The sequence below is a fragment of the Candidatus Methylopumilus planktonicus genome, assembly GCF_006364715.1.
Classification (GTDB): Bacteria; Pseudomonadota; Gammaproteobacteria; order Burkholderiales; family Methylophilaceae; genus Methylopumilus; species Methylopumilus planktonicus_A.
Genome location: NZ_CP040984.1, coordinates 948331 through 971847, shown reverse-complemented (window position 1 = coordinate 971847; position 23517 = coordinate 948331). Strand labels below are relative to the sequence as shown.

The following is a 23517-nucleotide window of genomic DNA, read 5'->3' as shown; positions in this document are numbered from 1 at the left end:
AAACTTCCTAAATATATTTAACAAAATAAAACAAGACTGTTAAATTTACCAATAAAGTAATTCCAATTAAAGTAATTACAATTTTAAACCAGCGACTCTGATTTTTTTGAGTTTTTAATAAACGGTCAATATCTTCTTGGTGAATAGCATTTTCATTTTCATGTTTTTTTTGTTTAAGAAACTCATGAATAAGTCTTGGTAATTGTGGAGTTAAATGAAGCCAATGTGGAATTTCATTTTTTAAACTCTTTAGAATATGTTTAATACCTTTTTGTTCTGACATATATTTTTTTAAAAATGGAGCAGCTGTTTTCCATAAGTCTAAATCAGGATCAAGGTTTCGACCAAGACCTTCTACATTTAAAAGTGTTTTTTGAAGCATAGTAAGTTGAGGCTGAATTTCCATATTAAATCGTCTTGATGTTTGAAATAGTCTAATAAGAAGACGGCCAAATGATATATCTTTTAAAGGCTTATTAAAAATAGGTTCACATACTGATCGTATTGCATTTTCAAATTCATCTATAGAAGTATCCTTAGGCACCCAACCTGATTCAATATGAGCAAGTGCCACATCATGGTAATCACGTTTAAAAAAGGCTAAAAAATTACGCGCTAGATAATTTTTATCATTCTCACTTAAGGATCCCATGATGCCAAAATCCATAGCAATATAGCGCCCATCATCAGCTACCTGAATGTTACCTGGGTGCATATCGGCATGAAAAAAACTATCCCTAAATACCTGAGTAAAAAATATTTCAACTCCATTGCGCGCAAGTTGTTTAATATCAATTTTTTTCTTGCGAAGAATTTCGACATGACTGATGGGTGTTCCATACATTCTTTCCATTACCATCACATCCTCATTACAGAAATCCCAATACACATCCGGCACGATAAGTAATTTTTTATCTTTAAAATTCTCACCTAAACGACTGCAATTTGCTGCATCTAGCATAAGATTTAGTTCGCACTGAATATGCTTTGAAAATTCAGCCACAACCTCCCTTGGCCTTAATCTTTTACCATCAGACCAGGTCAATTCGAGCATATAGGCAATAAGATAAAGTAAATTAATATCTTTATTAATGACGCGCTTAATATTAGGCCTTAATATTTTGACTGCAACCTCTTTTCCATCATGGAGAGTTGCGAAATGCACTTGGGCAACTGATGCGCTTGCTATGGGTGTTGAGTCAAATGTTTTAAAAATTTTGTCTAGCGACATACCATATGAAGCTGTAATAATTTTTTCGACATTCTTATAATTAAATGGGGGTACTTGATCCTGAAGTTTAGCTAGCTCATCAGCAATATCTAATGGAATGAGATCCCTCCTCGTAGATAGCATTTGACCAAATTTAACAAAAATCGGACCTAAATTTTCAAGCGCAAGTCTAAGCCTTGTGCCTCTATTTTCTTTAGCTGATCTAAAGAAAAATATTATCGAGACAAGAAAAGCAAAAACATTAAGTTGTCGATTAAATGTGATGAACTTCTCAAGGCGATACTTAAGAAGTATATAAATGATGTAAATTAGCCTAAAGTATTTCATAGCTTTTTAAGTCTGAGCTCTAAACGATCTACATCGAATCGTAAACGGTCCACCTCATTATTAAATTGCTCCACCAGTCTTTTCTTAGCAATCAGCGGCTTTTCTTCGAGCCAGTACTCTTTAAAAGTGTCTGCAATATTAAATGAGGTTTCTTTTGTGGTAGTTACAACTTTTTTGCCAAATTTTACAAGATGATATGCTGGTATATCACCAATAATCTCACTTAAATCGTCCTCATAATCCCACTCAACATCCCTTAGTAAGTTACTCATTACTGTGGCGAACTCGATGTCACCTTTAATTTCAATATCAGCTTTTTTATTTCCACGCATAAGTTCAATTGCTGACGATATAGATAATTTAATTTCTGCATCGTATGTATCGATCCGATCTCTATATTCTGGCAAACCGCTATCGTTGACTATTAATGCGTAATGAATGGGCCCTACGTTAAATAAGATAGATTTTAATCTGTGCTTAATAAGATCTTTTTTTAACCACTCATTTTGTTGAAATAAATGGTTAGTGAGTTTTGTTTTAATTGTGTCAATGATCAAAACTTGTATCCCATATGAATAGCAACTACACCTGAAGATAAATTAAGATATTCCACTTCTAAAAAGGATTCTTCTTCCATCATCGTTTTTAATGATTCTTGATCGGGATGCACCCTTATCGATTCAACAAGGTATTGATAGCTTGACTCATCTTTTGCAAATAACTTCCCTAATTTTGGAAGTAATTTAAAAGAAAATTGATCGTAAAAAAACTGTAATGGCTTCCATACTTTTGAAAATTCTAGAATTAAAATTTTTCCACCTGGGGATAAGACACGGTAAATTTCTTTTAATGCTTTCTTTTTGTCTGTCATATTGCGAATACCAAATCCTATCGTGACACAGTCAAAATAGTTATCAGGGAAAGGTAGTGATTCGGCATCGCATAATATAGAAGGAATAAAAATACCTTGGTCAATTAACTTATTACGGCCAATATTTAGCATAGATAAATTAATATCAGAATGTATTATCTGCCCGTTAAAATCAGCTGATTGCACCCCTATTTTTTTTGCAAGCAGAATAGACAAGTCCGCCGTTCCTGCAGCAATATCAAGAATGCGTGCATTCTTTTTTACGTTAGAAGTATTTACAAGAAATTTTTTCCAAATATGGTGCATGCCAAATGACATCAGATCATTCATCAGGTCATAATTTGATGCCACAGAATGAAATACAGAAGCTACTTTGCTGACTTTTTCCGTTGCGTCTATTTCACTATAACCAAAATGTGTTTTTTTATTCGACATCTTTTTTTGTTCTTTGAATACCTGCGATAGATAATTTTCTTAAATACTCTTCCCACAGCACATCATAAGTTGCAGCTAGCTCATAAAGATAATCCCATGAGTAAATGCCTGTATTATGACCATCTGAAAATGTTAATTTAATAGCGTACTGACCGATAGGCTCAATATTTTCTATGCCGACATTTTCTTTATGTATTTGAAGTGTTTCTTGCCCTGGTCCGTGACCTCTTACTTCAGCGGACGGGGAATACACTCTAAGAAATTCGCATGAAAGCATGCATTCGGTTAGATTATTAAATTTAATTTCTAACAGCTTGGATGATTGATGAAGCTTAATTTCTAAAGGGTATATTTTAGCGTTACTTGTTGTCACTTTGTGGGAAAGCCTAAAAAACTATATTATCGGAGTTCTCTTGGCTTTTTTGGTAAAAATTAAAAGATTATTGAATGTTAGATTGCAGTAATGATTTAATTTTTTTCATTGCAGACTGTTCGATCTGCCTAATTCTTTCAGCAGAAACACCAAGCTTATCTGCAAGCTCGTGAAGAGTTGACGCCTCTTTATCCTTAAGCCATCTTTCTTCTAAAATAAGACGACTTCTTTCATCGAGCGATAAAAGTGCTTTTTTAAGGGAAGATAGACTATTATTTTCAGATTGATCTATTTCCATTTGTTCTGATGGCTCAGGCGCCTCATCTTTAAGGTAAGCAATGGGTCTGTAAACGTCATCTTCTGATTCTTCAGATCCATAATCTAATGAAATTTCATTACCATTAAAGCGATATTCCATTTCACGCACATCTTCAGGTTTGACATTAAGCTCTTTTGCGATTGAATTAATCTCATCCGATTTAAGAGGCTGAAGAGTCTTCTTCATGCTTCGTAAATTAAAAAACAGTTTACGTTGCGCTTTTGTCGTTGCCGTTTTAACTAAACGCCAGTTTTTAACAATATATTCTTGAATTTCAGCTTTAATCCAGTAGATTGCAAAAGACACAAGTCTTACACCTCTTTCAGGGTCGAATCGTTTTACAGCTTTCATTAGGCCAATATTGCCTTCTTGAACCAAGTCTGATTGGGGGAGTCCGTAACCGGAATAGCCCCTAGCTACTTTAGCTACTAATTTTAGGTGGGACAATATCAGTGTTTTCGCAGCCTCGAGATCGTTTGATTTTTTAAGGCGCATGCCAAGATTCATCTCTTCTTCTGCAGTGAGCGAGGGAATAGCTCTAATGGATTGCATATAGCGATCATAGCTATCAATTGAGCCTAATGTAGATAAGCTTAAATCTAAAGTCATTTTGATAAAACCTTTGTAAAGAGTTTATTCATAAAGATAATTTTAGCACTCTTCGTAAGAGAGTGCTAGCCCAATAAGGTTCCCTAAATAGTAAATTAACCTAATAAATACAATGGGTTATATGGCTAGAATTTCTTAATCGATTGATTAATGGAGATGAAGGATGCTGCGACAGCGATCAAAACTGAGCCGCCGACGATGGATAAATACTCCAAAGGTTTTAAGTCAATAATACTAAATTGAGCTCCATAGAGAGCTTCAACCTCAATGACAGTGTGATTTAAGAAAATGACAATTAATTTAAGTGTGATGACAGCAGTTAATCCACCTCCAAGCCCATAAATAAAACCGCTATATAAAAAGGGGCGCCTAATAAATTGATCAGTAGCGCCAATTAATTTGCTCAGTTCAATTTCTTCATGGTGAGAAGTCATTTGAAGGCGAATTGTATTTCCAATAACCACGGTCAGCATGGAAGCAAGTAAAACTGAAGCCAGGAGAATAGCTTTATTTGCCAAGTGAAGTACCGAGTTCAATTTTTTAACCCAGCCTGTATCAACAACTGCTTGATCTACCCCATCAAGCTTTTCTACAAATGATTTTAAGTCCATGATTTGATTTGGATTCATCGTATTGGGAGAGATAAAGAAGGCATCGGGTAATGGATTTTCAGAGAGCCCATTGTTTGAATCATTAAAGCCCATTGATTTTTGCAATTTAGGCCAAGCCTCTTCTTTTTTTACAAAATGATAGCTATTAATTTCGGTGCGATTTTTTAATTCATTTTCAATTCTATTTTTAGCATCAGCTGAGGTGTCTTTTTTTAGGAAGATACTAATTTGTGATTCATGCTGAATATTTTCAGAAATAGATTTTAAATTTTGCACTATAAGAAAAGATATGCTCGGTAATATAAAGGTAATACCTATAACTAAAAACATCATAAGGGTAGCAAGTAATGACGCATGGCTTCGCTGAAGCGCCTTAAGAAACATCTGATAATGATAAGTAAAATAGTTCATTTATTGCTCAGTCATCTTAATAAGATTGCCGTCTTGCAAATAAAGCTGCTTATGTTTTTTTGAAACTATTGGCATTTCATGTGTCGCAATAATCACGGTAACACCAAGCTCTTGAAAGCTATAAAAGAGATTCATAATTTCATCTGCATATTTCTTATCTAAATTTCCTGTAGGCTCATCAGCAAGGAGAATGGAAGGCCTACATGCAATAGCTCTTGCTATTGCGAGACGTTGCTGCTCTCCACCTGACAAGCTAATTGGCATTGATTTTTCTCTGTTTAGCAATCCTACCTTATCTAAGGCCGCGCGGACACGCCCTCTAATATCATTGATTTCTACACCATTAATTTCTAATGGCAGAGCAATATTTTCAAAACAATTGCGATCATATAAAAGTTTATGGTCCTGAAAAACTAAACCAAACTTTCTCCTAATGTAAGGAATAGAAGTGCTTTTTACTTGTCCTAGATTTTGACTCTCGAAAATAATCGTTCCATGTGTAGCGGGTTCAATGGCCGTGATTAATTTTAATAACGTTGATTTTCCTGCTCCTGATGGACCGGTAACAAAAACAAGCTCACCAGCATTAATTTCAAAAGTAATGTTTTGTAATGCCCCTAAATTTCCTGGATATCTTTTATGGACCTGGTCAAATTTAATCATGGATAAAAGCCGATTTTAAAAAAGTGCATCAACATATTCTTGGGCATTAAAAACTCTTAGATCATCTATAGACTCGCCAACACCAATGTATCTTAATGGAGCAGGTTGCTCCTTGGCGATTGCCGCAATTACACCGCCTTTGGCTGTACCGTCAAGCTTGGTTAAAGCAAGACCTGTAATACCTAAAGCTTCATTAAATATCTTGAGTTGACTGATAGCATTTTGGCCTGTATTAGCATCTAAAACGAGAAGAATTTCATGAGGAGCCTCCAAATGACATTTATTAATCACACGTTTAATTTTTGTAATTTCATCAATTAAATGTTTTTGCGTTGGCAATCTACCTGCTGTATCAGCAATAACAATATCAATATTTTTTGCTTTTGCAGAATTGATTGCATCGAAAATTACAGCACTTGGATCGCCAGAAGCTTGCGAAACAACGTGAACATTATTTCTTTCGCCCCAAACTTCAAGTTGCTCAGTGGCAGCCGCCCGAAAAGTGTCGCCTGCAGCAATTAGGACAGATTTATTTTCATCTAGAAAAATTTTAGTCAACTTTCCAATGGTGGTTGTTTTACCTGCACCGTTGACTCCAACAACCATAATAACAAAAGGGCTTGTGCCTTTTACTACAAGTGGATTTTGAATAGGGGATAACAGTTCGATTAATTTTTCTTTAAGTAAGCCTTTAATCTCATCTGCATTTTCAATCTTATTTTTTTTGATGGAGGCCCTAATGCTATCTAGGAGGTAGGTAGTAGCTGAAATGCCTACATCAGAAGTAAGCAATATAGTCTCTAGCTCTTCAAAAAGCGCTTCGTCAATTTTTTTGCCAGTAAATAAAGAGGTAAGTTCGGTAGTTAATTTTTCTCTAGTCTTAGTAAGACCTTTCTTTATCTTGTCAGCTAGGCCAAAAAAACCACTTTTTTTCTCTTCTTTTGGAGGGGCTTTCTCTTCTTTAATTTCAAGAGATTTCTTTTTTAAAGCTTTTGGAGGAGGCTTAATTGAGGACTCAGTTTTTAAAGCTTTTTTCTTTTTTAAAAGATTAGGCGCTTTAGCAACTATTTTTTTGGGTGCTGAGGAAGTCTTCTTTTCTGGTTTTTTAATAACTTCTTTTTTTGCCGCAGGTTTTTTCTCTGGGCTATTTTTCTTAATGATCTTTTTTAGGAATTCAAACATTTTTTAAAATTTTAAGAACTTAATGAGATAAAGAAAAGTCTACGAAACATTGATATTCATTATAATAGCTAAATCATTTAAGGACGAGACGCGTTGTTAAAAAAAATTTTACTTCTTTTGTTGTTATTTCCAGGTTTGCTCTTAGCGCAAACTCAAGAATTTAAGCTTTCTAATGGGTTAAAAGTTTTTGTAAGAGAAGACCATCGCTCACCTGTGGTTGTATCTCAGGTTTGGTATCGAGCAGGGAGTCTTGATGAGGTAAATGGTAAAACTGGCGTAGCTCACGTTCTTGAGCACATGATGTTTAAAGGGACTAAGAAAATTAAGTCAGGTGAATTTTCAAGGTTGATAGCTAAGGCAGGCGGAAAAGAAAATGCATTTACAGGCGCCGACTACACCTGTTATTTCCAGCAACTTGAGAAATCAAATCTCGAACTTTCGTTCAAATTAGAGGCAGATCGCATGCAAAACCTTAATTTATCTAAAGAAGAGTTCGATAAGGAAATTAAAGTTGTCATGGAAGAACGAAGATGGAGGACCGACGATAAACCAACTTCACAAGTAAAAGAACAATTTGCGTCAACAGTTTTTAAATCCCACCCTTATAGCAGGCCCGTAGTTGGATGGATGAATGATTTAGAGAACATGACGGTAGAAGATGCAAGAGAATGGTATCAAAACTGGTATGCACCCAACAATGCAATTCTTGTTGTAGTTGGTGATGTTCAAGCCAATGATGTACTAAATTTAGCAAAGAAGTATTTTGAAAAAATTCCTGTACGAAAAATTCCCGAGAGAAAACCTCAAGTTGAGCCTAAGCAAATTGGTGAAAGAAGATCGGTTATTAAGGCGCCAAGTGAATTATCCTATCTCTTAATGGGTTATCAAGCGCCAACTTTGATGGATCGTTTGGGCAATAATGAATCATCTTGGGAGCCTTACGCTTTAGAGATGTTATCTAATATTCTAGCTGGGAATAGCTCATCAAGACTTAATCAAAACATTGTAAGAAATCAACGTTTGGCAGTGAGTGTGAGCGCTGGATATGACTCAACATCGAGAGGAAGAATTAGTCTTTTTGAGTTGGAGGGTACGCCAAATGATTTTAAGAAGATCAATGAGCTTGAAAGTGCATTACTCCAAGAAGTTGAGAAAATTAAAAAAGATGGCGTAACTCAGGAAGAGCTAGATAGAGTTAAGTCTATGGTCATCGCAAGCGATGTATACCAAAAAGACTCAATGTTTGGAATGGCGATGGAAATTGGTCAGCTTGAAACAATGGATTATTCATTTCACTTAAGTGATGGTTATATTGAAAAAGTTAATAGTGTCACTTCTGAACAAATAAAAAACGTAGCTACGAAATACTTAACTCGAGATAAATTATCTATAGTCATTCTAGATCCTCAGCCAATGACCCAAGATACCTTACCTAAAGGGCGGCCTCATGTTCATTAAATTTATTCAAATTACTTTCCTGTTCTTATGTATTCTGCAAAATTCTTATGCTGCATTAAAAATTGATACATGGAATACGCAAGCAGGGGGAAAAGTTTTTTTTGTTGAGAATCATGATCTTCCTATACTTGATATCAATATAAATTTTTTTGCAGGTAGCGCCCAAGATCCTGTTGGTAAAGAAGGTCTTGCTAATTTAACTCGCCATCTTATGAGTTTGGGAGCCGCAGGTATCAATGAGGAAAAACTAGCTAATCAAATTTCAGATATTGGAGCAGTTATTAAAGGGGATGTTGACCTAGACAGAGCCTATTTTAAATTAAGAACCTTAAGCTCCTCTTCGCAAAAAGATAAAGCGCTTACTCTTTTTAAAAATATAATTCATTCGCCCGATTTTCCAGTGCCAGTCATAGACAGAGAAAAAAATAGAATTATTGCGAGTATTAAGCAATCAATGACTCAGCCAGAAACGATTGCTAATTTAACATTCATGAAATCTATCTACGGTGATCATCCTTACGCGCATGATGAAGCTGGTAGCACAGATACACTTCAAAAGCTGAATCAAGAAGATTTGAAACAATTTTATAAAAACTATTATTTATCATCTGAAGCTACGATTGTAATTGTTGGTGATCTTAGCGCTGATGAAGCCAGAAAAGTAAGTGAATCAATCAGTCAAGGATTGCCTCAAGGAAATACAAAGCATAATATCAGTCCTGTGACAGGCCCAAATTATGTTGGCGTTAAAAAAATACAACACCCAGCAAAACAGGCGCATATTTTAATGGGCATGCCTGCATTAAAGCGCGGAGAAAAAGATTATTTTCCCCTTTATGTCGGCAATTATATTTTAGGTGGTGGTGGTTTTGTATCAAGACTAACGGAAGAGGTGAGAGAGAAAAAAGGATTAGTTTATAGTGTGTATAGTTACTTTATGCCTCTCTACGCTGAAGGCCCGCTTGAAATTGGGTTGCAAACAAAAAAAGAACAAGCAGATGAAGCGCTTGCTATTGTAAATAGCACGGTTAAAAAATTTATCGATGAGGGACCATCCGAAAAAGAACTTATGGCTGCCAAACAAAATTTGGTTGGGGGATTTCCGTTAAGGTTAGATAGCAATGCGAAAATTGTTGATTATCTAAGTATGATTGCTTTTTATGATTTACCTATTTCTTATATCGATAATTACATACAGGAAATTAATAAAGTAACTATTAGTCAAATAAAGACAGCGTTTAAAAATAAGATTGATCCTAACAAACTTACGACTATTATTGTTGGTGCAGAATAGTTTTTGAAGATAGTCAAAAATCAAGTCAAAATTATTGGCGGAGCATGGAAAAGAAAAAATGTTTCTTTCATTGACGCCCCCGGACTAAGGCCTACCCCAGGAAGAGTTAGAGAGACTTTATTTAATTGGTTAGAACAAGATTTAACCGGTAAACTTTGTTTAGATCTTTTTTCAGGTTCTGGTGTCATTGGTTTTGAATCCCTCTCCAGGGGAGCTAAAAATGTTGTTATGATTGAAAAATCTCCTCAAGTTTTTAAAATGATTCAAGAAAATCAAAAACTCCTTCAAGCAGATGGAGCAGTTCTTCACCTCACGGATGCGCTCACGTTCCTTGAAAAGAATACTACTAAGTTCGATATTATTTTCTGTGATCCACCTTTTAATGAGAGCTGGGAAGATAAATTATTTCCTCAATTAGCTAACCATTTATCAGAGGATGGGCTAATATACTTTGAATCAGAAGCTAGCATAAAAGAATATAGCGTATTTAATATTGCAAAAAAAAGAAAAGCGGGTAATGTCTTTTATCATCTTGTTACATTAAAAAATAATGACTCAATCTAACCCATCTATTGCCATTTATCCTGGAACGTTTGACCCGATTACATTAGGCCATGAGAATATTGCCCATCGTGCCACAAGAATTTTCGATAAAATTATCGTAGCTGTCGCCTCTAATCCAAGTAAAAAATGTTTTTTCTCTTTTGAGGAGAGGGTAGGCTTAGTTAAGGCTGTATTTTCTGAGCATAAAGCAATTGAAGTTATTGGTTTTAATGGGCTTTTAATGGACTTTGTTGAAGCGCAAAATGCGCATGTAGTAATTAGAGGACTCAGAGCTGTTTCTGATTTTGAATATGAGTTTCAATTAGCAGGCATGAATCGTAAATTATATCCAAATGTTGAAACGCTTTTTTTAACACCTTCCGAGCAATTTACTTTTGTCTCCTCTAGCTTAGTGAGGGAAGTCGCTACTTTGGGCGGAAATATAGAGCAATTTGTATCTCCAATCGTCAAGGAAGCCATGAAAAAAACTGGACGTTAATCATGGCTTTAATGATTACGGACGAATGTATTAACTGTGACGTATGTGAGCCTGAATGTCCAAATAATGCAATTTATCAGGGCATTCACATTTACGAAATTAATCCCCAGTTATGTACAGAATGTGTTGGGCATTTTGATAGGCCTCAATGTCAGGAGGTATGTCCCGTTGATTGCATTCCTCTCCATCCGGAATATAAGGAGTCTAAAGAAGATCTTATGCTCAAATATCATCACCTGCAAAAAGACAAAGTAAATTAGCTATGCGCGTCCTTCATACTATGATTCGTGTCAGTGACTTAGAAAAATCAATCACTTTTTATACTAATATTTTAGGCATGAAACTCTTAAGGCGTCATGAATATCCGGATGGGAAATTTACATTAGCCTTTGTGGGATTCGGGGATGAAAAAGACAATGCTGTAATTGAGCTTACTTATAATTGGGGTGTTACAACTTATGATAAAGGTAACGCCTTTGGGCATATTGCAATCGAAAATGAAGACGTATATAAAAGTTGTGAGCTAATTAAAAGTAAGGGTGGAAAAGTTATTCGGGAGGCCGGCCCGATGCAACATGGGGCAACGGTCATTGCTTTTATTGAAGACCCAGATGGCTATAAAATTGAATTAATTCAAGCAGGCACTTTTTAATCAATCAAACAAACCTTTCATTTTATCAAGCCAACCTTTCGACTTTGGGCTGTGCTTGCCTCGATCTAACTGATTGATCTCTTCAAGTTCTTTTAATAATTCTTTTTGTCTATCTGTGAGCTTTACAGGAGTTTCTATAGAAACATGACAATGAAGATCGCCAGGTACATTTTGTCTTAATGGCTTAATGCCTTTGCCTTTTAATCTAAAAACAGCACCTGTTTGTGTTTCAGCAGGAATTTTCATTTTTGCATGTCCATCTAAAGTCGGCACTTCAATTTCGCCACCAAGGGCTGCAGTAGAAAAACTAATTGGCATTTCGCAATGCAAATTTCCACCATCACGTTCAAATAAATCATGTTTCTTAAGATGAACTACAACGTAAAGATCTCCCGGGGGACCGCCATTAATCCCAGACTCACCTTCACCTGACAATCGAATTCGATCGCCTTCATCTACACCTAAAGGAATTTTAACGGATAGTGTTTTAGTTTGTTTGACACGACTAGCTCCATGACAAGTCGAACAGGGCTCTTTGATAATTTTTCCTGTTCCATGACACTTAGGACATGTTTGTTGAACAGAGAAAAACCCTTGCTGCATTCGAACTTGGCCATGACCATTACATGTATCACAAGAGACGGGTTGTGTACCAGGTTTAGCGCCAGTTCCTTTACATGGCTCACAAGAAGTCATAACAGGAATACGTATTTTTGTTTCCGTGCCCTTTGCCGCATCTTCTAAACTGATTTCCATGTTGTAACGAAGATCAGCTCCACGATATACATTAGACTTTTGACTGCCACGACCCCCGCCAAAAATATCACCAAAAATATCACCAAAGGCATCATTAAAGTCCGAATACCCTGCAGATCCAGAGCCACCCATGCTTGGATCTACACCTGCATGACCATACTGATCGTAACTTGATCTTTTTTGTGAGTCCGAAAGTATTTCGTAAGCTTCTTTGGCTACTTTAAAATTTTCTTCAGCTTTTGGATTATCAGGATTGCGATCAGGATGAAATTTCATCGCAAGCTTGCGATAAGCTTTTTTTATTTCATCTTCTGAAGCGTCACGAGATACACCAAGAGTCTCGTAATAATCTTTTTTGGTCGCCATGATATTTTTTTCAAAAAGAAAAACAACATCAGAATTTATGATGTTGTTTTAGTGGTTAAAAGTTATTTGTCTTGTTTTACTTCTTCAAATTCAGCATCCATAACTTCAGCATCAACCGTTTTTTCTTCCTGAGGCGCTGAGCCAGCGTTAGGTTGTTGGGCTTGTTGTTCAGCATATATTTTCTCACCTAGTTTTTGCGATGACTCCATAAGCTCTTTAGTTTTAGCCTCAATCTCTTCCTTGTTGTCAGTCTTCAAAGACTCTTCTAAAGATTTTATAGTAGATTCAATTTTTTCTTTTTCTTCAGCATCTAATTTATCCCCATGGTCAGTGATTGATTTTTTTACTGAATGAATCATGCCATCTGCAGCGTTTTTAACATCCACAAGTTCTCTAATCTTACGGTCTTCATCAGCGTATTTAACTGCATCATCCTCCATTTTTTTAATTTCTTCTTCGCTAAGTCCACTATTTGCTTTGATCGTGATCTTATTTTCTTTGCCAGTAGCTTTATCTTTAGCTGATACATGCAAGATACCGTTGGCATCAATATCGAATGTCACTTCAATTTGCGGCATACCTCTTTGTGCTGGAGGTATATCAGTCAAATTAAATTGACCTAGGCTCTTATTGCCTGAAGCAATCTCACGCTCACCTTGAAGGACATGAATTGTCACAGCATTTTGATTGTCTTCCGCTGTTGAGAATACTTGAGATGCTTTCGTAGGGATTGTTGTATTTTTCTTAATAAGTTTAGTCATGACACTTCCTAGTGTTTCAATCCCTAAACTCAAAGGAGTTACATCAAGCAGCAATACATCTTTTACATCGCCTTGAAGAACGCCCCCTTGAATTGCAGCGCCTACAGCTACCGCTTCATCAGGATTCACATCTTTTCTAGGCTCTTTGCCAAAAATATCCTTTACCTTCTCTTGGACTTTAGGCATACGGCTTTGTCCACCTACTAAAATGATATCTGCTATGTCGCTACCAGTAACGCCCGCATCTTTCATTGCAACTTTGCAGGGCTCAATTGTTCTTTCAATAAGATCATCGACAAGAGATTCAAATTTTGAGCGCGTGATTTTTACGACAAGATGTTTTGGGCCGCTAGCATCAGCTGTAATGTAAGGAAGATTAACTTCAGTTTGTTGACTGCTTGAAAGTTCAATCTTTGCTTTCTCAGAGGCTTCTTTAAGACGTTGCTTAGCAAGTAAGTCATTTCTTAAATCGAGCCCGTTTTCTTTTTTAAACTCATCTGCCAAGAAATCTATTAAGCGATTGTCAAAGTCTTCACCACCAAGGAAAGTATCCCCGTTTGTTGATAGCACTTCAAATTGATGTTCGCCATCAACAGTAGAAATTTCAATAATTGATACGTCAAAGGTCCCGCCACCTAAGTCGTATACTGCAATCTTTCGATCACCCTCTTGTTTATCTAAACCAAAAGCAAGTGCGGCTGCGGTAGGCTCATTGATAATACGTTTAACTTCAAGGCCTGCGATTCGGCCGGCATCTTTAGTTGCTTGGCGTTGACTATCATTGAAGTAAGCAGGCACTGTAATGACAGCTTCTGTGACTTCTTCACCTAAATAGTCTTCAGCCGTTTTTTTCATTTTTCTTAAAACTTCAGCTGAAATTTGAGGGGGAGCCATTTTTTGATCACGCACTGTTACCCAGGCGTCACCATTGTCAGCTTTTGAAATTTCATATGGCATTAAAGCAATATCTTTTTGAACTTCTTTTTCTTCAAAACGGCGACCAATTAATCGCTTTACAGCATAAAGTGTATTTTTTGGATTTGTTACTGCCTGTCTTTTTGCTGGCGCGCCCACTAAGATTTCGCCATCATCTTGATAGGCAATAATTGAAGGGGTAGTCCTAGCGCCTTCTACATTTTCAATCACCTTAGGCTTTCCGCCTTCCATGACAGCCACACAGGAGTTTGTTGTTCCTAAGTCAATTCCGATAATTTTAGCCATTTTTTTTCCTTAAAAAATCTGTTTAATTTGTTAAATCTATAATTGGGATGATCTTGAATATTTCAAGAGCTTATGTATTTTTAGTTTTAGAAACGGTTACTAATGCGGGTCTTATGACTCTTTCGTTCAATAGATAACCTTTTTGAAGCACTGTTAAAATTTTATTTGGCTCTTCTTCCGATTCCACCATGCTAATCGCTTGATGCTGATTAGGATCAAATTTTTCACCTAATGCGTTAATCTCATTGATTCCAAATTTTTCAAATACATTAATTAATTGTTTTTGTGTAATTTCAACACCATTCTTGTAGCTTTCGAGGTTCGCATTTTCAACAGCAAGGGCAGCGTCAAGGCTATCTTTGACAGACAGCAATTCGCCACTAAACCTTTCTAATGCAAATTTTCTAGCTTTATCAATATCTTCAACAGAACGCTTTCTTATGTTTTCACCCTCAGCTTTAACATAAAGAATCTGTGCTTCAGCTTCAGCTAATTTTTCTTCTAGGAGATTTAGTTTTTCTTCTAGATTATTTGTAGTTGATTGATCTGAATGGTTTTCTGATTCGTCTGCGGATACATTGTTTTTCTCTTCTGCGTTCATATTTTTACCTTTTAAATCTTTTAAAGATGCTACGGATTAAAATAAATTTGGGGGTGAAGTAGTAAATTTCAAGGGGTAGAAGTTAAATAATTGCTTCAATTTGAGAAATCGTGGATTCGGGGGTAGGTGTCACACCTATCTCACCTAGATTAACTGACGGCACCTTAATGTTGGGATAAACACCAGTGAGGTAAGGGTTGCTGTCCAAATAAAGACCAATAGTTGGAATGCCTAACGCATTGCCAAGGTGGGTGAGGCCAGAGTCAACGCCTATGAGACATTTAGCCCCTGAAATAATATTAGCGAGATCACTAATATTCATTTTAGGCAGCACCAAGGAATTGGTTGAGGCTTTGCGGAGAGATTTAGAGAAATGATATTCCTCAAGATTACCCCATGGTAAAAGAACTCTTAAGCCTAGGACATTAAAAAACTGAATAACTTTGAGCCAATGTTCCATGGGCCATTGTTTTGATTTTTTGCTAGATCCATGAATCAGAACGACATAGCGCTCCGAAAGATTAAAGTTGTTGATATTATGAATCTCTAATCCAAAATGAGCTGACTGATCTAATAATTCGTATTGAAAACATTTAGAAGCTAATTCTCGATTGCGAACAACTGCATGAATTTGCTTTGATACGGGATGTGTGTGTTTATAAAAGTAAGAGGCAGCAGCTTCTCGGATAGAGGCTTTATCAAAACCATGAATATCCCCACGGGTAAATAAAGTAAAAAAAGCACTTTTTAAAAGACCCTGAAAATCAATAATAATGTCGTAATGATTTTCTCGGATAGCTTTAATTGATTTATAAAGCCCAATCCAAGTTGATTTTTTTCTAAGATTTTTTTTCCATGATCTAAGAGAGATCGTTATGACAGAGTTAACACCTGGATGAAGTCTTGGTAAATCTGCGAAGGATTCCTCTACCAGCCAATCAATAGAGCTCTCAGGGACAAAATACTTAATATCATTAATGACAGGCAAACAGTGAATAACATCGCCTAGTGAGGATGTTTTAATGATAAGTATACGAACCATATAGAGAATTTTCTCATATAAATCAATGCCTATAAATCATTTATATAATTAATTAATATTTAATCGTTTGACGCTTACTGAGTGTTTCTAGGATAATCTGTTATAGAAAGAAATTTTTATTCATTCAACTAAACGAATCTATTTAATGAAACATTCCATAGTCGAAATTACCGAAAGAATTAAAGAAAAAAGTAGACCAACACGTCTTGCTTATTTAGCTCGCATAGATGCTATGCTTCAAAGGCAGCGAGGAGCAGATCGCCTCGGCTGCGCTAACGTTGCACATGCAATCGCTGCTCTACCTAAAAACGATAAATTAAGAATTGTTAGCGAGAAGAAACCTAATATTGCAATTGTGACGGCTTATAACGACATGCTCTCAGCACATAAGCCTTATGAAAATTACCCTTCAATTATTCGCGATGAAGCGAATAAGCTCGATGCTACTGCTCAGGTGGCTGGAGGCGTTCCCGCTATGTGTGATGGCATTACACAAGGCGAGCCAGGCATGGAGTTAAGCTTATTTTCTCGAGATACCATTGCGATGTCATCAGCAATTGCTTTGTCACATGATGTATTTGATGGCGCTCTCATGTTGGGTATTTGCGACAAAATTGTCCCTGGCTTATTAATCGGCGCATTGCATTTTGGTCATTTACCTACAATTTTTGTACCCGCAGGACCAATGTCTACCGGCATTGATAACACTTCAAAATCTAAAGTACGTGAAAAATATGCACAAGGATTGGTGGGGCGCGAGGAGTTGCTGGCTTCTGAGTCTGCCGCTTATCACGGGGAGGGTACATGTACATTTTATGGTACCGCGAACAGTAATCAAATGTTAATGGAAGCTATGGGGCTTCATATTCCAGGCGCTGCATTTATCCATCCACGTGAAGATATTAGAGAAGAAATTACTCGAGAGTCAGTAAGATCTCTAATAAACATCATTGGAAGTAAACAGAAGAAGCCAATTGGAAAATTGGTAGATGAGCGAGTCATAGTCAATGCAATGGCAGCATTACTAGCGACAGGTGGATCAACAAATCATCTTATTCATTGGGTTGCGATTGCAAGAGCTGCAGGAATTATTATTGACTGGACAGATTTCCATGATCTTGCAAAGTCGACGCCATTATTGGCAAGTATTTATCCAAACGGCAAAGCTGATGTAAATGAATTTCAAACTGCAGGCGGGCCTGCATTTGTGATTCGTGAACTCATTGAGACTGGATGCATGTATCCGGATGTTATGACTATCAGCGAAGGCGGCTTGAAAGAATATACAAAAAAACCTAGTAAAGAAAAGGGCAAACTTATTTGGACTGATCTTCCTAAAAAAAGTGGTGACGAAACTATTGTCAGAACTGCAGATTATCCATTCAGCGAGTCAGGCGGACTTAAATTATTAAATGGCAATCTTGGACGATCAGTCATTAAAATTTCTGCGGTGCCAGAAGATCGATATATTATCGAAGGCCCTGCAATTATTTTTGATACACAAGAGGAGCTTCTAAGTGCCTTCGATAGAGGAGAGCTTGAAAAAGATTTTGTTGCAGTCGTAAGATTCCAAGGGCCTAAAGCGAATGGAATGCCAGAGTTGCACAAACTGACGCCACCATTAGCTGTGCTTCAAAACAAAGGGTTTAAAGTGGCTATAGTTACAGACGGAAGAATGAGTGGTGCTTCAGGAAAAATTCCAGCCGCAATTCATATAAGTCCAGAGGCTTCAGCAAATGGACCTATTGGAAAAATCCGTAATGGCGATACGATTCGATTGAATGCGTTGGTAGGTACTCTCAACGTTTTAGTTGATGAAGATACATGGCATGAAAGAGAATATGAAACACTCTCAGACAAACATAGAAATGATAATGCCCATGATATTGGCCGCGAGTTATTCGCTGGCATGAGAAAAAATGTGCTATCTGCCGAAGAAGGGGCAGTCACATGGCTTTAATAATATAAGGACAATATGAAGACATTAGATTTAGCAAATTATGGACCAGTGATACCGGTCATAGTGATTGATAAAGTTGAAGATGCTGTGCCTATGGCAGAGGCTCTTCTTGCAGGTGGTATCAAAGTGTTAGAAGTAACTTTAAGAACTGCATGCGCCATGGAGGCCATGGATAGAATTATCAAGCATTTGCCAGAAGCTATTGTTGGCGCTGGCACAGTAAGAACTAAAGCAGATGCTTCAGCTGCAAAATCAATTGGTTGTCAGTTTGCAGTGAGCCCAGGCTATACAAGTGAACTAGGAAAGCATTGTTTAGATATTGGATTACCTTTATTACCTGGTGTGTCTACAGGTAGCGAAGTCATGATGGCCAATAATGATGGTTATTATTTCTTAAAACTTTTCCCTGCGGTTGCAGTAGGTGGTATTAATCTTCTAAAGGGATTTGCAGGTCCTTTTTCTGACATTAAGTTTTGCCCAACAGGTGGTGTAACTGTTCAGTCAGCATCAGACTTTTTGAGTCTTCCTAATGTCCCTGTCTGTGGCGGAACCTGGCTGACTCCAAAAGATCTTGTCGCAAATAAAAATTGGGTAGAAATTACAAAGCTAGCAAAAGAAGCTAGTGCGATTAAACGTCTTTAGCGTTATTAAAAATAATGCTTCCTATTTCCCAATATAAAACAATCTTATTTGATTGTGATGGGGTTGTCCTAAATTCAAACTTCCTAAAAATAGAAGCATATCGCTTAACCGCACTAGAATTTGGAGCATCTGAAGAAGATGCTATGAAGTTAGTTAACCATCACATCGAATATACCGGCATATCTAGAAATATTAAATTTACCTATTTCTTAGAAACCATTCTTAAAAAGCAAGCAGATGAGTCATCAATGAATCATCTTCTAAAACAATTGAACATTGAAGTCGAGAGACTCCTTGAAAATTGTGATATTGCTGGAGGCCTTGAAAGGCTCAGAGAAAAAACAAAACAGGCTCACTGGATGATTGTATCCGGTGGCGATCAAGAAGAAATTATTCGGCTCTTTTCCAGAAAATCATTATTAAAATATTTTGATGTGGGTATTTTTGGAAGCCCTGATTCAAAAGAAGAAATTGTGGCGCGTGAATTAAAAAAAATAACAGGGCAATCGCCCGCTCTATTTATTGGAGATTCAAAATATGATTACCAAGTTGCAAAGAAGAATAATTTAGATTTTATTTTTTTAAGTGGCTGGACAAATTTCTTCGAGTGGAAAAATTTTTGTGAAGAAAATAAAATTGAAGTCCATCAAAAGCTAGACGATCTCAATCACTAAATAAGTTTTTTAATAATCTCACTGGGCTTAATATTTTTTAAGCAATTAGTATGCTGAAGAGGGCAAACTCTTTCAAAACACGGGCTGCATGAGAGATCAAGATAGGCTAATTTTGCGTGTCGACTTAATGGTGGAGTTTTTTTAGGGTCAGAAGAGCCAAAGATAGCGACTTGTTTAATATTTAAACTTGCCGCCACATGCATAAGTCCGGAATCATTACTTAAAAATGATTGGCACAAACTCATTACATCAATTACTTCTTCAAGTTTAGTTTTGCCGATGAGATTAATCACTTTGTTTTTTGTGAGTCGATCTAATATTCTTCCTAAGTCTTGATCGTTTGTGGAGCCTAACGAGAGAACTTCCCATCCATTTTGTATAGCTTCATTTGCTACATCTGCAAAATACTCAATAGGCCACCTTTTAGATTCACCGTACTCTGCTCCAGGAGCGATACCAAGAACTTTTTTAAACCTACTTAATTTACCTGCCAAAATTCTTTTACCCTGACTGGGTTTCGAGATTAGTCTTGTAGACAAATTAACTTTAGTATTTTTCGATTTTGGTGCAAGGGCTAAAAATTGATCAACTGTTCTATACAGTGAAGAATCTTTTTTAATGCAATCATTAATTAAAGCAAAGCGCATTTCCCCCAAAAAACCAGTGCGCTTTGGAATGCCAGCGAAAAAAGGGATCAGTGCTGACTTAAATGAATTTGTTAAGACAATAGCATGCGAATAACCTTCCAACCTCAAAACTTTAGCGATCTGATAACGCTTGAGTATATTTAGCTCGCCATGAGAAAAAGGTAATGAAATGGATTGATCTACCTCAGGCATTCTAGATACTAAAGGAATTGTCCAAGTAGGAGAGGCTACGTGAAGCTTGCTATTAGGATAAATATCTTTAATGGTCTTAAATAGCTTTTGTGCGATAACCATATCACCAAGCCATGATGGTCCAATAATGAGAATTTTTTTTGGGTTCAAAATCTTAAGAGATTTTTTTGATGATAGCACTCGTGCTTCTACCAGGAACAACAGAAACTAATTCAACTTTGCCATGCCATTTTTTTAATTCTTTATGACCTACAACTTGATTTTTTTTATAATCACTACCTTTAACTAAAATATCAGGCTGAATTTTTTTTATTAAATGAAGCGGTGTAGTTTCGCTAAAAATGATAATACTATCTACAGAAGAGAGGGCTGAAAGTACTCTCGCTCGATCTTCTTGGTGAATCACAGGCCTTGATTTGCCTTTTAGCTTTGTGACCGACGAGTCACTATTAAGCGCTAAGATAAGTATGTCACCTAATTTTTTTGCTTTTTCTAGATAAGTCACGTGACCTGCATGAAGAATATCAAAGCAGCCGTTTGTGAATACAATTTTCTTTTTCTGTTTTTTCCAAATCAGAACTTGCTCCATGAGTCGCGAGAGGGAATGAATTTTTTTCTCTTGATCAGAATGCTTAGAACTTAAAGTTTCTATGAGGTTTTGAAGTGTAATAGGGATAGTGCCTAATTTACCAATTACTATACCTGCAGCTACATTTGCAATATTAAGACAATTCTCAATAGGCATCTTGGCAATCATGCACGCTGCAAGCGTTGCAATAACTGTGTCGCCCGCTCCTGATACATCAAATACCTGCTGTTGATTGACGGCAGGCAAATTTTTAATAGTATTTTTCTGCACTAAATCAATACCATCCTCTCCTTTTGTCATGGCAATAAATTGCAAATTAAGAGATTTTTTTAATTTTAGAAGGGGCGTTAAAAAGTTCGTATTTTTTGTGACATGAATATGGCAAGCTTCGATAGCTTCTTTTTTGTTTGGAGTTATCGCAGTTGCATTTTTATATTTACTGTAGTCAATCCCTTTAGGATCAACTAGGACAGGTATTTTTTTTGATTTTGCAAGTTTAATAACATGCTGGCATAACGCTTCACTTAAAACCCCTTTTGCATAGTCTGACAATATAACAATAGAAGGCTTTTTATTAAGGAGCGTTGATATTCTTTTAATCAGTGGTTTAGAATCAATCAAATCTGCTGTTGCCTCTTGATCAATTCTCATCATTTGTTGATGTTCACCAATAATCCGTGTTTTTGTAGTTGTAGGATTCTTGTCTTTGACAATACCATCTACACCAATATGATTTTTTTTGAGAATATCAAGTAACTTTTTACCATCTCCATCATCACCAATTTGGCCAGCTAAAATTGTTTTGATACCTAACTGAGCTAGATTAGCTGCGACATTGCCTGATCCACCAATGCGATCAAATGACTCCTTTAATCTGACAACTGGCACTGGAGCTTCGGGAGAGATTCTTGAGACGCTACCTATTAAATAGCGATCTAACATTAAATCACCAACCACTAAAGCCCACTGATTTTTTGCGTTAAATTTATTTTTAATGATATCAATTTCACTCATGGGCTATTGACCTTCATCAATGAGTTCGCACATCGTATGTCCAATGAGAATATGCGCCTCTTGAATTCTTGCTGTTTCATTTGAGTCCACAACAATAGCGTGTTTTGATATTTTTTTAATGAGACCACCATCACTACCTGTTAGGCCAATTGTGATAGCGCCTAATGTATTGGCTTTTTCTAGCCCTTTAATGACATTTTTACTATTACCTGATGTAGAAATGCCAATCACCACATCATTTTTTAAACATAGCGCTTCGATTTGTCTTGAAAAAATATGCTCATAGCCATAGTCATTTGCAACAGCAGTAATAATTGAAGTATCTGTCGTTAGTGCAATAGCTGGAAGCCCTTTACGTTCCTTTACAAATCTGCCTACAATTTCTGCCGCAATATGTTGACTATCAGAAGCGCTACCGCCATTTCCAAAAATAAGCACTTTACCCCCTGAGTGAAGTGTTTTTTTTATCAGACTTGCTATTTCACTTATCTGTGGAATGAGCAAAGTTAATTTTTGAATCGTCTTTTGATGCTCATTAAAAATAGATTCTATTTTTTTTAAATTTTCATTACTCATGCGTAAGTATCACTTTTAGTTAAATAATTTATTGCGTAATCTTTAATGCCCTCTTCAATCGTATGAAAAGGCTTTGTATATCCAGCATCCTTTAGTTTTTTTATATTAGCTTCAGTAAAGTATTGGTATTTTCCCTTAAGATCATTTGGCATATCAATATATTTAATTGCATTTAGATCGCCCTTAATACTTTTCACAAGAGATTCTGCAAGCGCTTTAAAACTTGAGGCTTTTCCTGTACCTACATTATAGATACCTGAATGTTTTTTGTGACTTAAAAAATGCAAAACAGCTGCTGCTGCATCTTTTACATAAACAAAATCTCTTAATTGCATGCCATCTTTATAATCGGGACGATCGCTCTTGAAGAGTCTAATTTCACCCTCTGCTTTAAGTTGATTAAATGCATGAAATACAACGCTTGCCATTCTATCTTTATGATATTCGTTTGGACCATAGACATTAAAAAATTTAAAGCCACACCATTGAGGAGGTGTTTTTTCTTTTGCAGTGACTTGCTGCACTACCCATTGATCGAAAAATTGTTTTGAATAGCCGTAAGCATTAAGAGGGTTTAGTTTCCTTAGCTCTGATTCATTGTCATCATAGCCAAATTCGCCTCCGCCATAGGTTGCCGCGGAGCTTGCATAAAGGAAAGGCACGCTATGATCCGCTGCATAGCGCCATAGATTTTGACTGTAACGAATATTTTGATTTAAAAGCTTATTAAAATCAGTTTCGGTTGTAGCGCTGATAGCGCCCATATGAATGATAGCTTCAATCTCTTTTTTCTTTTCCAACCAAGGAAAAAGATCATCTTTATCAAGGTAATCAATATACGTTCGCTTGCTTAAATTATTCCGTTGATCTGGATGCTGAATATCATCGACGATGATGATATCTTTTTTATCGAGAATGCTATTAAGATGCCAAGCAATGACACTTCCAATCATGCCAGCACCACCCGTAAGTATTATCATAATATGATTGGCTTTAAA

The 23517-nt window shown here is 36.4% G+C and carries 25 protein-coding genes; 9 read left to right on the top strand and 16 right to left on the bottom strand.

Features of this window, described 5'->3' with window-relative positions:
- Positions 1 to 7 precede the first annotated feature (7 nt).
- From ubiB to ftsY, 8 genes are all read right to left on the bottom strand, one after another.
- A complete protein-coding gene (ubiB, locus tag FIT63_RS05070; protein ID WP_140006845.1) occupies positions 8 to 1558 on the bottom strand; it encodes a ubiquinone biosynthesis regulatory protein kinase UbiB in 1551 nt (516 codons plus the stop codon).
- Positions 1555 to 2115 (bottom strand): ubiquinone biosynthesis accessory factor UbiJ, encoded by a 561-nt coding sequence (locus FIT63_RS05065; RefSeq protein WP_140006844.1) that lies wholly within the window; start codon positions 2113 to 2115, stop codon positions 1555 to 1557. Before FIT63_RS05065 ends, ubiB begins: the two co-directional genes overlap by 4 nt.
- Positions 2112 to 2864: a class I SAM-dependent methyltransferase gene (locus FIT63_RS05060; protein ID WP_140006843.1), complete on the bottom strand. Its 753-nt coding sequence runs from the start codon at positions 2862 to 2864 to the stop codon at positions 2112 to 2114. Before FIT63_RS05060 ends, FIT63_RS05065 begins: the two co-directional genes overlap by 4 nt.
- Complete coding sequence (locus tag FIT63_RS05055) at positions 2854 to 3237, bottom strand: gamma-butyrobetaine hydroxylase family protein (protein WP_140006842.1); 384 nt, start codon at positions 3235 to 3237, stop codon at positions 2854 to 2856. The genes FIT63_RS05060 and FIT63_RS05055 overlap by 11 nt, the downstream gene beginning before the upstream one ends.
- 67 nt (positions 3238 to 3304) lie before the next feature.
- Positions 3305 to 4165, bottom strand: a complete 861-nt coding sequence (gene rpoH, locus FIT63_RS05050) for an RNA polymerase sigma factor RpoH (RefSeq protein ID WP_140006841.1) — start codon at positions 4163 to 4165, stop codon at positions 3305 to 3307.
- A 125-nt stretch (positions 4166 to 4290) separates the two neighbouring features.
- Positions 4291 to 5187, bottom strand: coding sequence for a permease-like cell division protein FtsX (gene ftsX, locus FIT63_RS05045; RefSeq protein ID WP_140006840.1), 897 nt, complete (start codon positions 5185 to 5187; stop codon positions 4291 to 4293).
- Positions 5188 to 5850: a cell division ATP-binding protein FtsE gene (gene ftsE, locus FIT63_RS05040; RefSeq protein WP_140006839.1), complete on the bottom strand. Its 663-nt coding sequence runs from the start codon at positions 5848 to 5850 to the stop codon at positions 5188 to 5190.
- 15 nt (positions 5851 to 5865) lie between these two features.
- A complete protein-coding gene (ftsY, locus tag FIT63_RS05035) occupies positions 5866 to 7032 on the bottom strand; it encodes a signal recognition particle-docking protein FtsY (RefSeq protein ID WP_140006838.1) in 1167 nt (388 codons plus the stop codon).
- Between the two features lie 93 nt (positions 7033 to 7125).
- Here ftsY and FIT63_RS05030 point away from each other — a divergent pair, with 93 nt between their 5' ends.
- From FIT63_RS05030 to gloA, 6 genes are read left to right on the top strand one after another with little or no spacing between them, the layout of a single operon-like run.
- Entirely contained in the window at positions 7126 to 8490 is a 1365-nt protein-coding gene (locus FIT63_RS05030; protein WP_140006837.1) for a M16 family metallopeptidase, read from the top strand.
- On the top strand, positions 8480 to 9784 hold the full coding sequence (locus tag FIT63_RS05025; RefSeq protein ID WP_140006836.1) for a M16 family metallopeptidase: 1305 nt from the start codon (positions 8480 to 8482) through the stop codon (positions 9782 to 9784). Before FIT63_RS05030 ends, FIT63_RS05025 begins: the two co-directional genes overlap by 11 nt.
- Before the next feature lie 3 nt (positions 9785 to 9787).
- Positions 9788 to 10348, top strand: coding sequence for a 16S rRNA (guanine(966)-N(2))-methyltransferase RsmD (gene rsmD, locus FIT63_RS05020; protein WP_140006835.1), 561 nt, complete (start codon positions 9788 to 9790; stop codon positions 10346 to 10348).
- Positions 10335 to 10826 (top strand): pantetheine-phosphate adenylyltransferase, encoded by a 492-nt coding sequence (gene coaD / locus FIT63_RS05015; RefSeq protein ID WP_140006834.1) that lies wholly within the window; start codon positions 10335 to 10337, stop codon positions 10824 to 10826. Before rsmD ends, coaD begins: the two co-directional genes overlap by 14 nt.
- Positions 10827 to 10828: 2 nt before the next feature.
- Complete coding sequence (locus FIT63_RS05010) at positions 10829 to 11086, top strand: YfhL family 4Fe-4S dicluster ferredoxin (RefSeq protein ID WP_140006833.1); 258 nt, start codon at positions 10829 to 10831, stop codon at positions 11084 to 11086.
- Positions 11087 to 11088: 2 nt separating this feature from the next.
- Positions 11089 to 11478, top strand: a complete 390-nt coding sequence (gene gloA, locus FIT63_RS05005; RefSeq protein ID WP_140006832.1) for a lactoylglutathione lyase — start codon at positions 11089 to 11091, stop codon at positions 11476 to 11478.
- On the opposite strand, the gene dnaJ is transcribed toward gloA, so the two are convergent.
- From dnaJ to waaC, 4 genes are all read right to left on the bottom strand, one after another.
- Positions 11479 to 12600, bottom strand: coding sequence for a molecular chaperone DnaJ (gene dnaJ / locus FIT63_RS05000; RefSeq protein WP_140006831.1), 1122 nt, complete (start codon positions 12598 to 12600; stop codon positions 11479 to 11481).
- Positions 12601 to 12662: 62 nt separating this feature from the next.
- A complete protein-coding gene (dnaK, locus tag FIT63_RS04995) occupies positions 12663 to 14582 on the bottom strand; it encodes a molecular chaperone DnaK (protein WP_140006830.1) in 1920 nt (639 codons plus the stop codon).
- 70 nt (positions 14583 to 14652) lie between these two features.
- On the bottom strand, positions 14653 to 15183 hold the full coding sequence (gene grpE / locus FIT63_RS04990; protein WP_140006829.1) for a nucleotide exchange factor GrpE: 531 nt from the start codon (positions 15181 to 15183) through the stop codon (positions 14653 to 14655).
- Positions 15184 to 15265: 82 nt separating this feature from the next.
- Positions 15266 to 16225, bottom strand: a complete 960-nt coding sequence (waaC, locus tag FIT63_RS04985; RefSeq protein WP_140006828.1) for a lipopolysaccharide heptosyltransferase I — start codon at positions 16223 to 16225, stop codon at positions 15266 to 15268.
- A gap of 145 nt (positions 16226 to 16370) precedes the next feature.
- On the opposite strand from waaC, the gene edd reads away from it, so the two are divergent.
- From edd to FIT63_RS04970, 3 genes are read left to right on the top strand one after another with little or no spacing between them, the layout of a single operon-like run.
- The gene (edd, locus tag FIT63_RS04980; RefSeq protein ID WP_140006827.1) at positions 16371 to 18185 is read left to right on the top strand and encodes a phosphogluconate dehydratase; all 1815 of its coding nucleotides are present in this window, start codon (positions 16371 to 16373) and stop codon (positions 18183 to 18185) included.
- Positions 18186 to 18200: 15 nt separating this feature from the next.
- The gene (locus FIT63_RS04975) at positions 18201 to 18827 is read left to right on the top strand and encodes a bifunctional 4-hydroxy-2-oxoglutarate aldolase/2-dehydro-3-deoxy-phosphogluconate aldolase (protein ID WP_140006826.1); all 627 of its coding nucleotides are present in this window, start codon (positions 18201 to 18203) and stop codon (positions 18825 to 18827) included.
- 14 nt (positions 18828 to 18841) lie between these two features.
- On the top strand, positions 18842 to 19501 hold the full coding sequence (locus FIT63_RS04970) for an HAD family hydrolase (protein WP_140006825.1): 660 nt from the start codon (positions 18842 to 18844) through the stop codon (positions 19499 to 19501).
- Here the strand turns inward: FIT63_RS04970 and waaF are convergent.
- From waaF to rfaD, 4 genes are read right to left on the bottom strand one after another with little or no spacing between them, the layout of a single operon-like run.
- Positions 19498 to 20490 carry a lipopolysaccharide heptosyltransferase II gene (waaF, locus tag FIT63_RS04965; RefSeq protein WP_140006824.1) on the bottom strand — a complete coding sequence of 331 codons (993 nt, stop codon included), beginning with the start codon at positions 20488 to 20490 and terminating at the stop codon, positions 19498 to 19500. The two genes, FIT63_RS04970 and waaF, sit on opposite strands and share 4 nt — an antisense overlap.
- A gap of 4 nt (positions 20491 to 20494) precedes the next feature.
- Positions 20495 to 21943, bottom strand: coding sequence for a D-glycero-beta-D-manno-heptose 1-phosphate adenylyltransferase (gene rfaE2, locus FIT63_RS04960; protein WP_140006823.1), 1449 nt, complete (start codon positions 21941 to 21943; stop codon positions 20495 to 20497).
- A gap of 3 nt (positions 21944 to 21946) precedes the next feature.
- Positions 21947 to 22519, bottom strand: coding sequence for a D-sedoheptulose 7-phosphate isomerase (locus FIT63_RS04955; protein WP_140006822.1), 573 nt, complete (start codon positions 22517 to 22519; stop codon positions 21947 to 21949).
- On the bottom strand, positions 22516 to 23499 hold the full coding sequence (gene rfaD, locus FIT63_RS04950; RefSeq protein WP_140006821.1) for an ADP-glyceromanno-heptose 6-epimerase: 984 nt from the start codon (positions 23497 to 23499) through the stop codon (positions 22516 to 22518). Before rfaD ends, FIT63_RS04955 begins: the two co-directional genes overlap by 4 nt.
- Positions 23500 to 23517 lie beyond the last annotated feature (18 nt).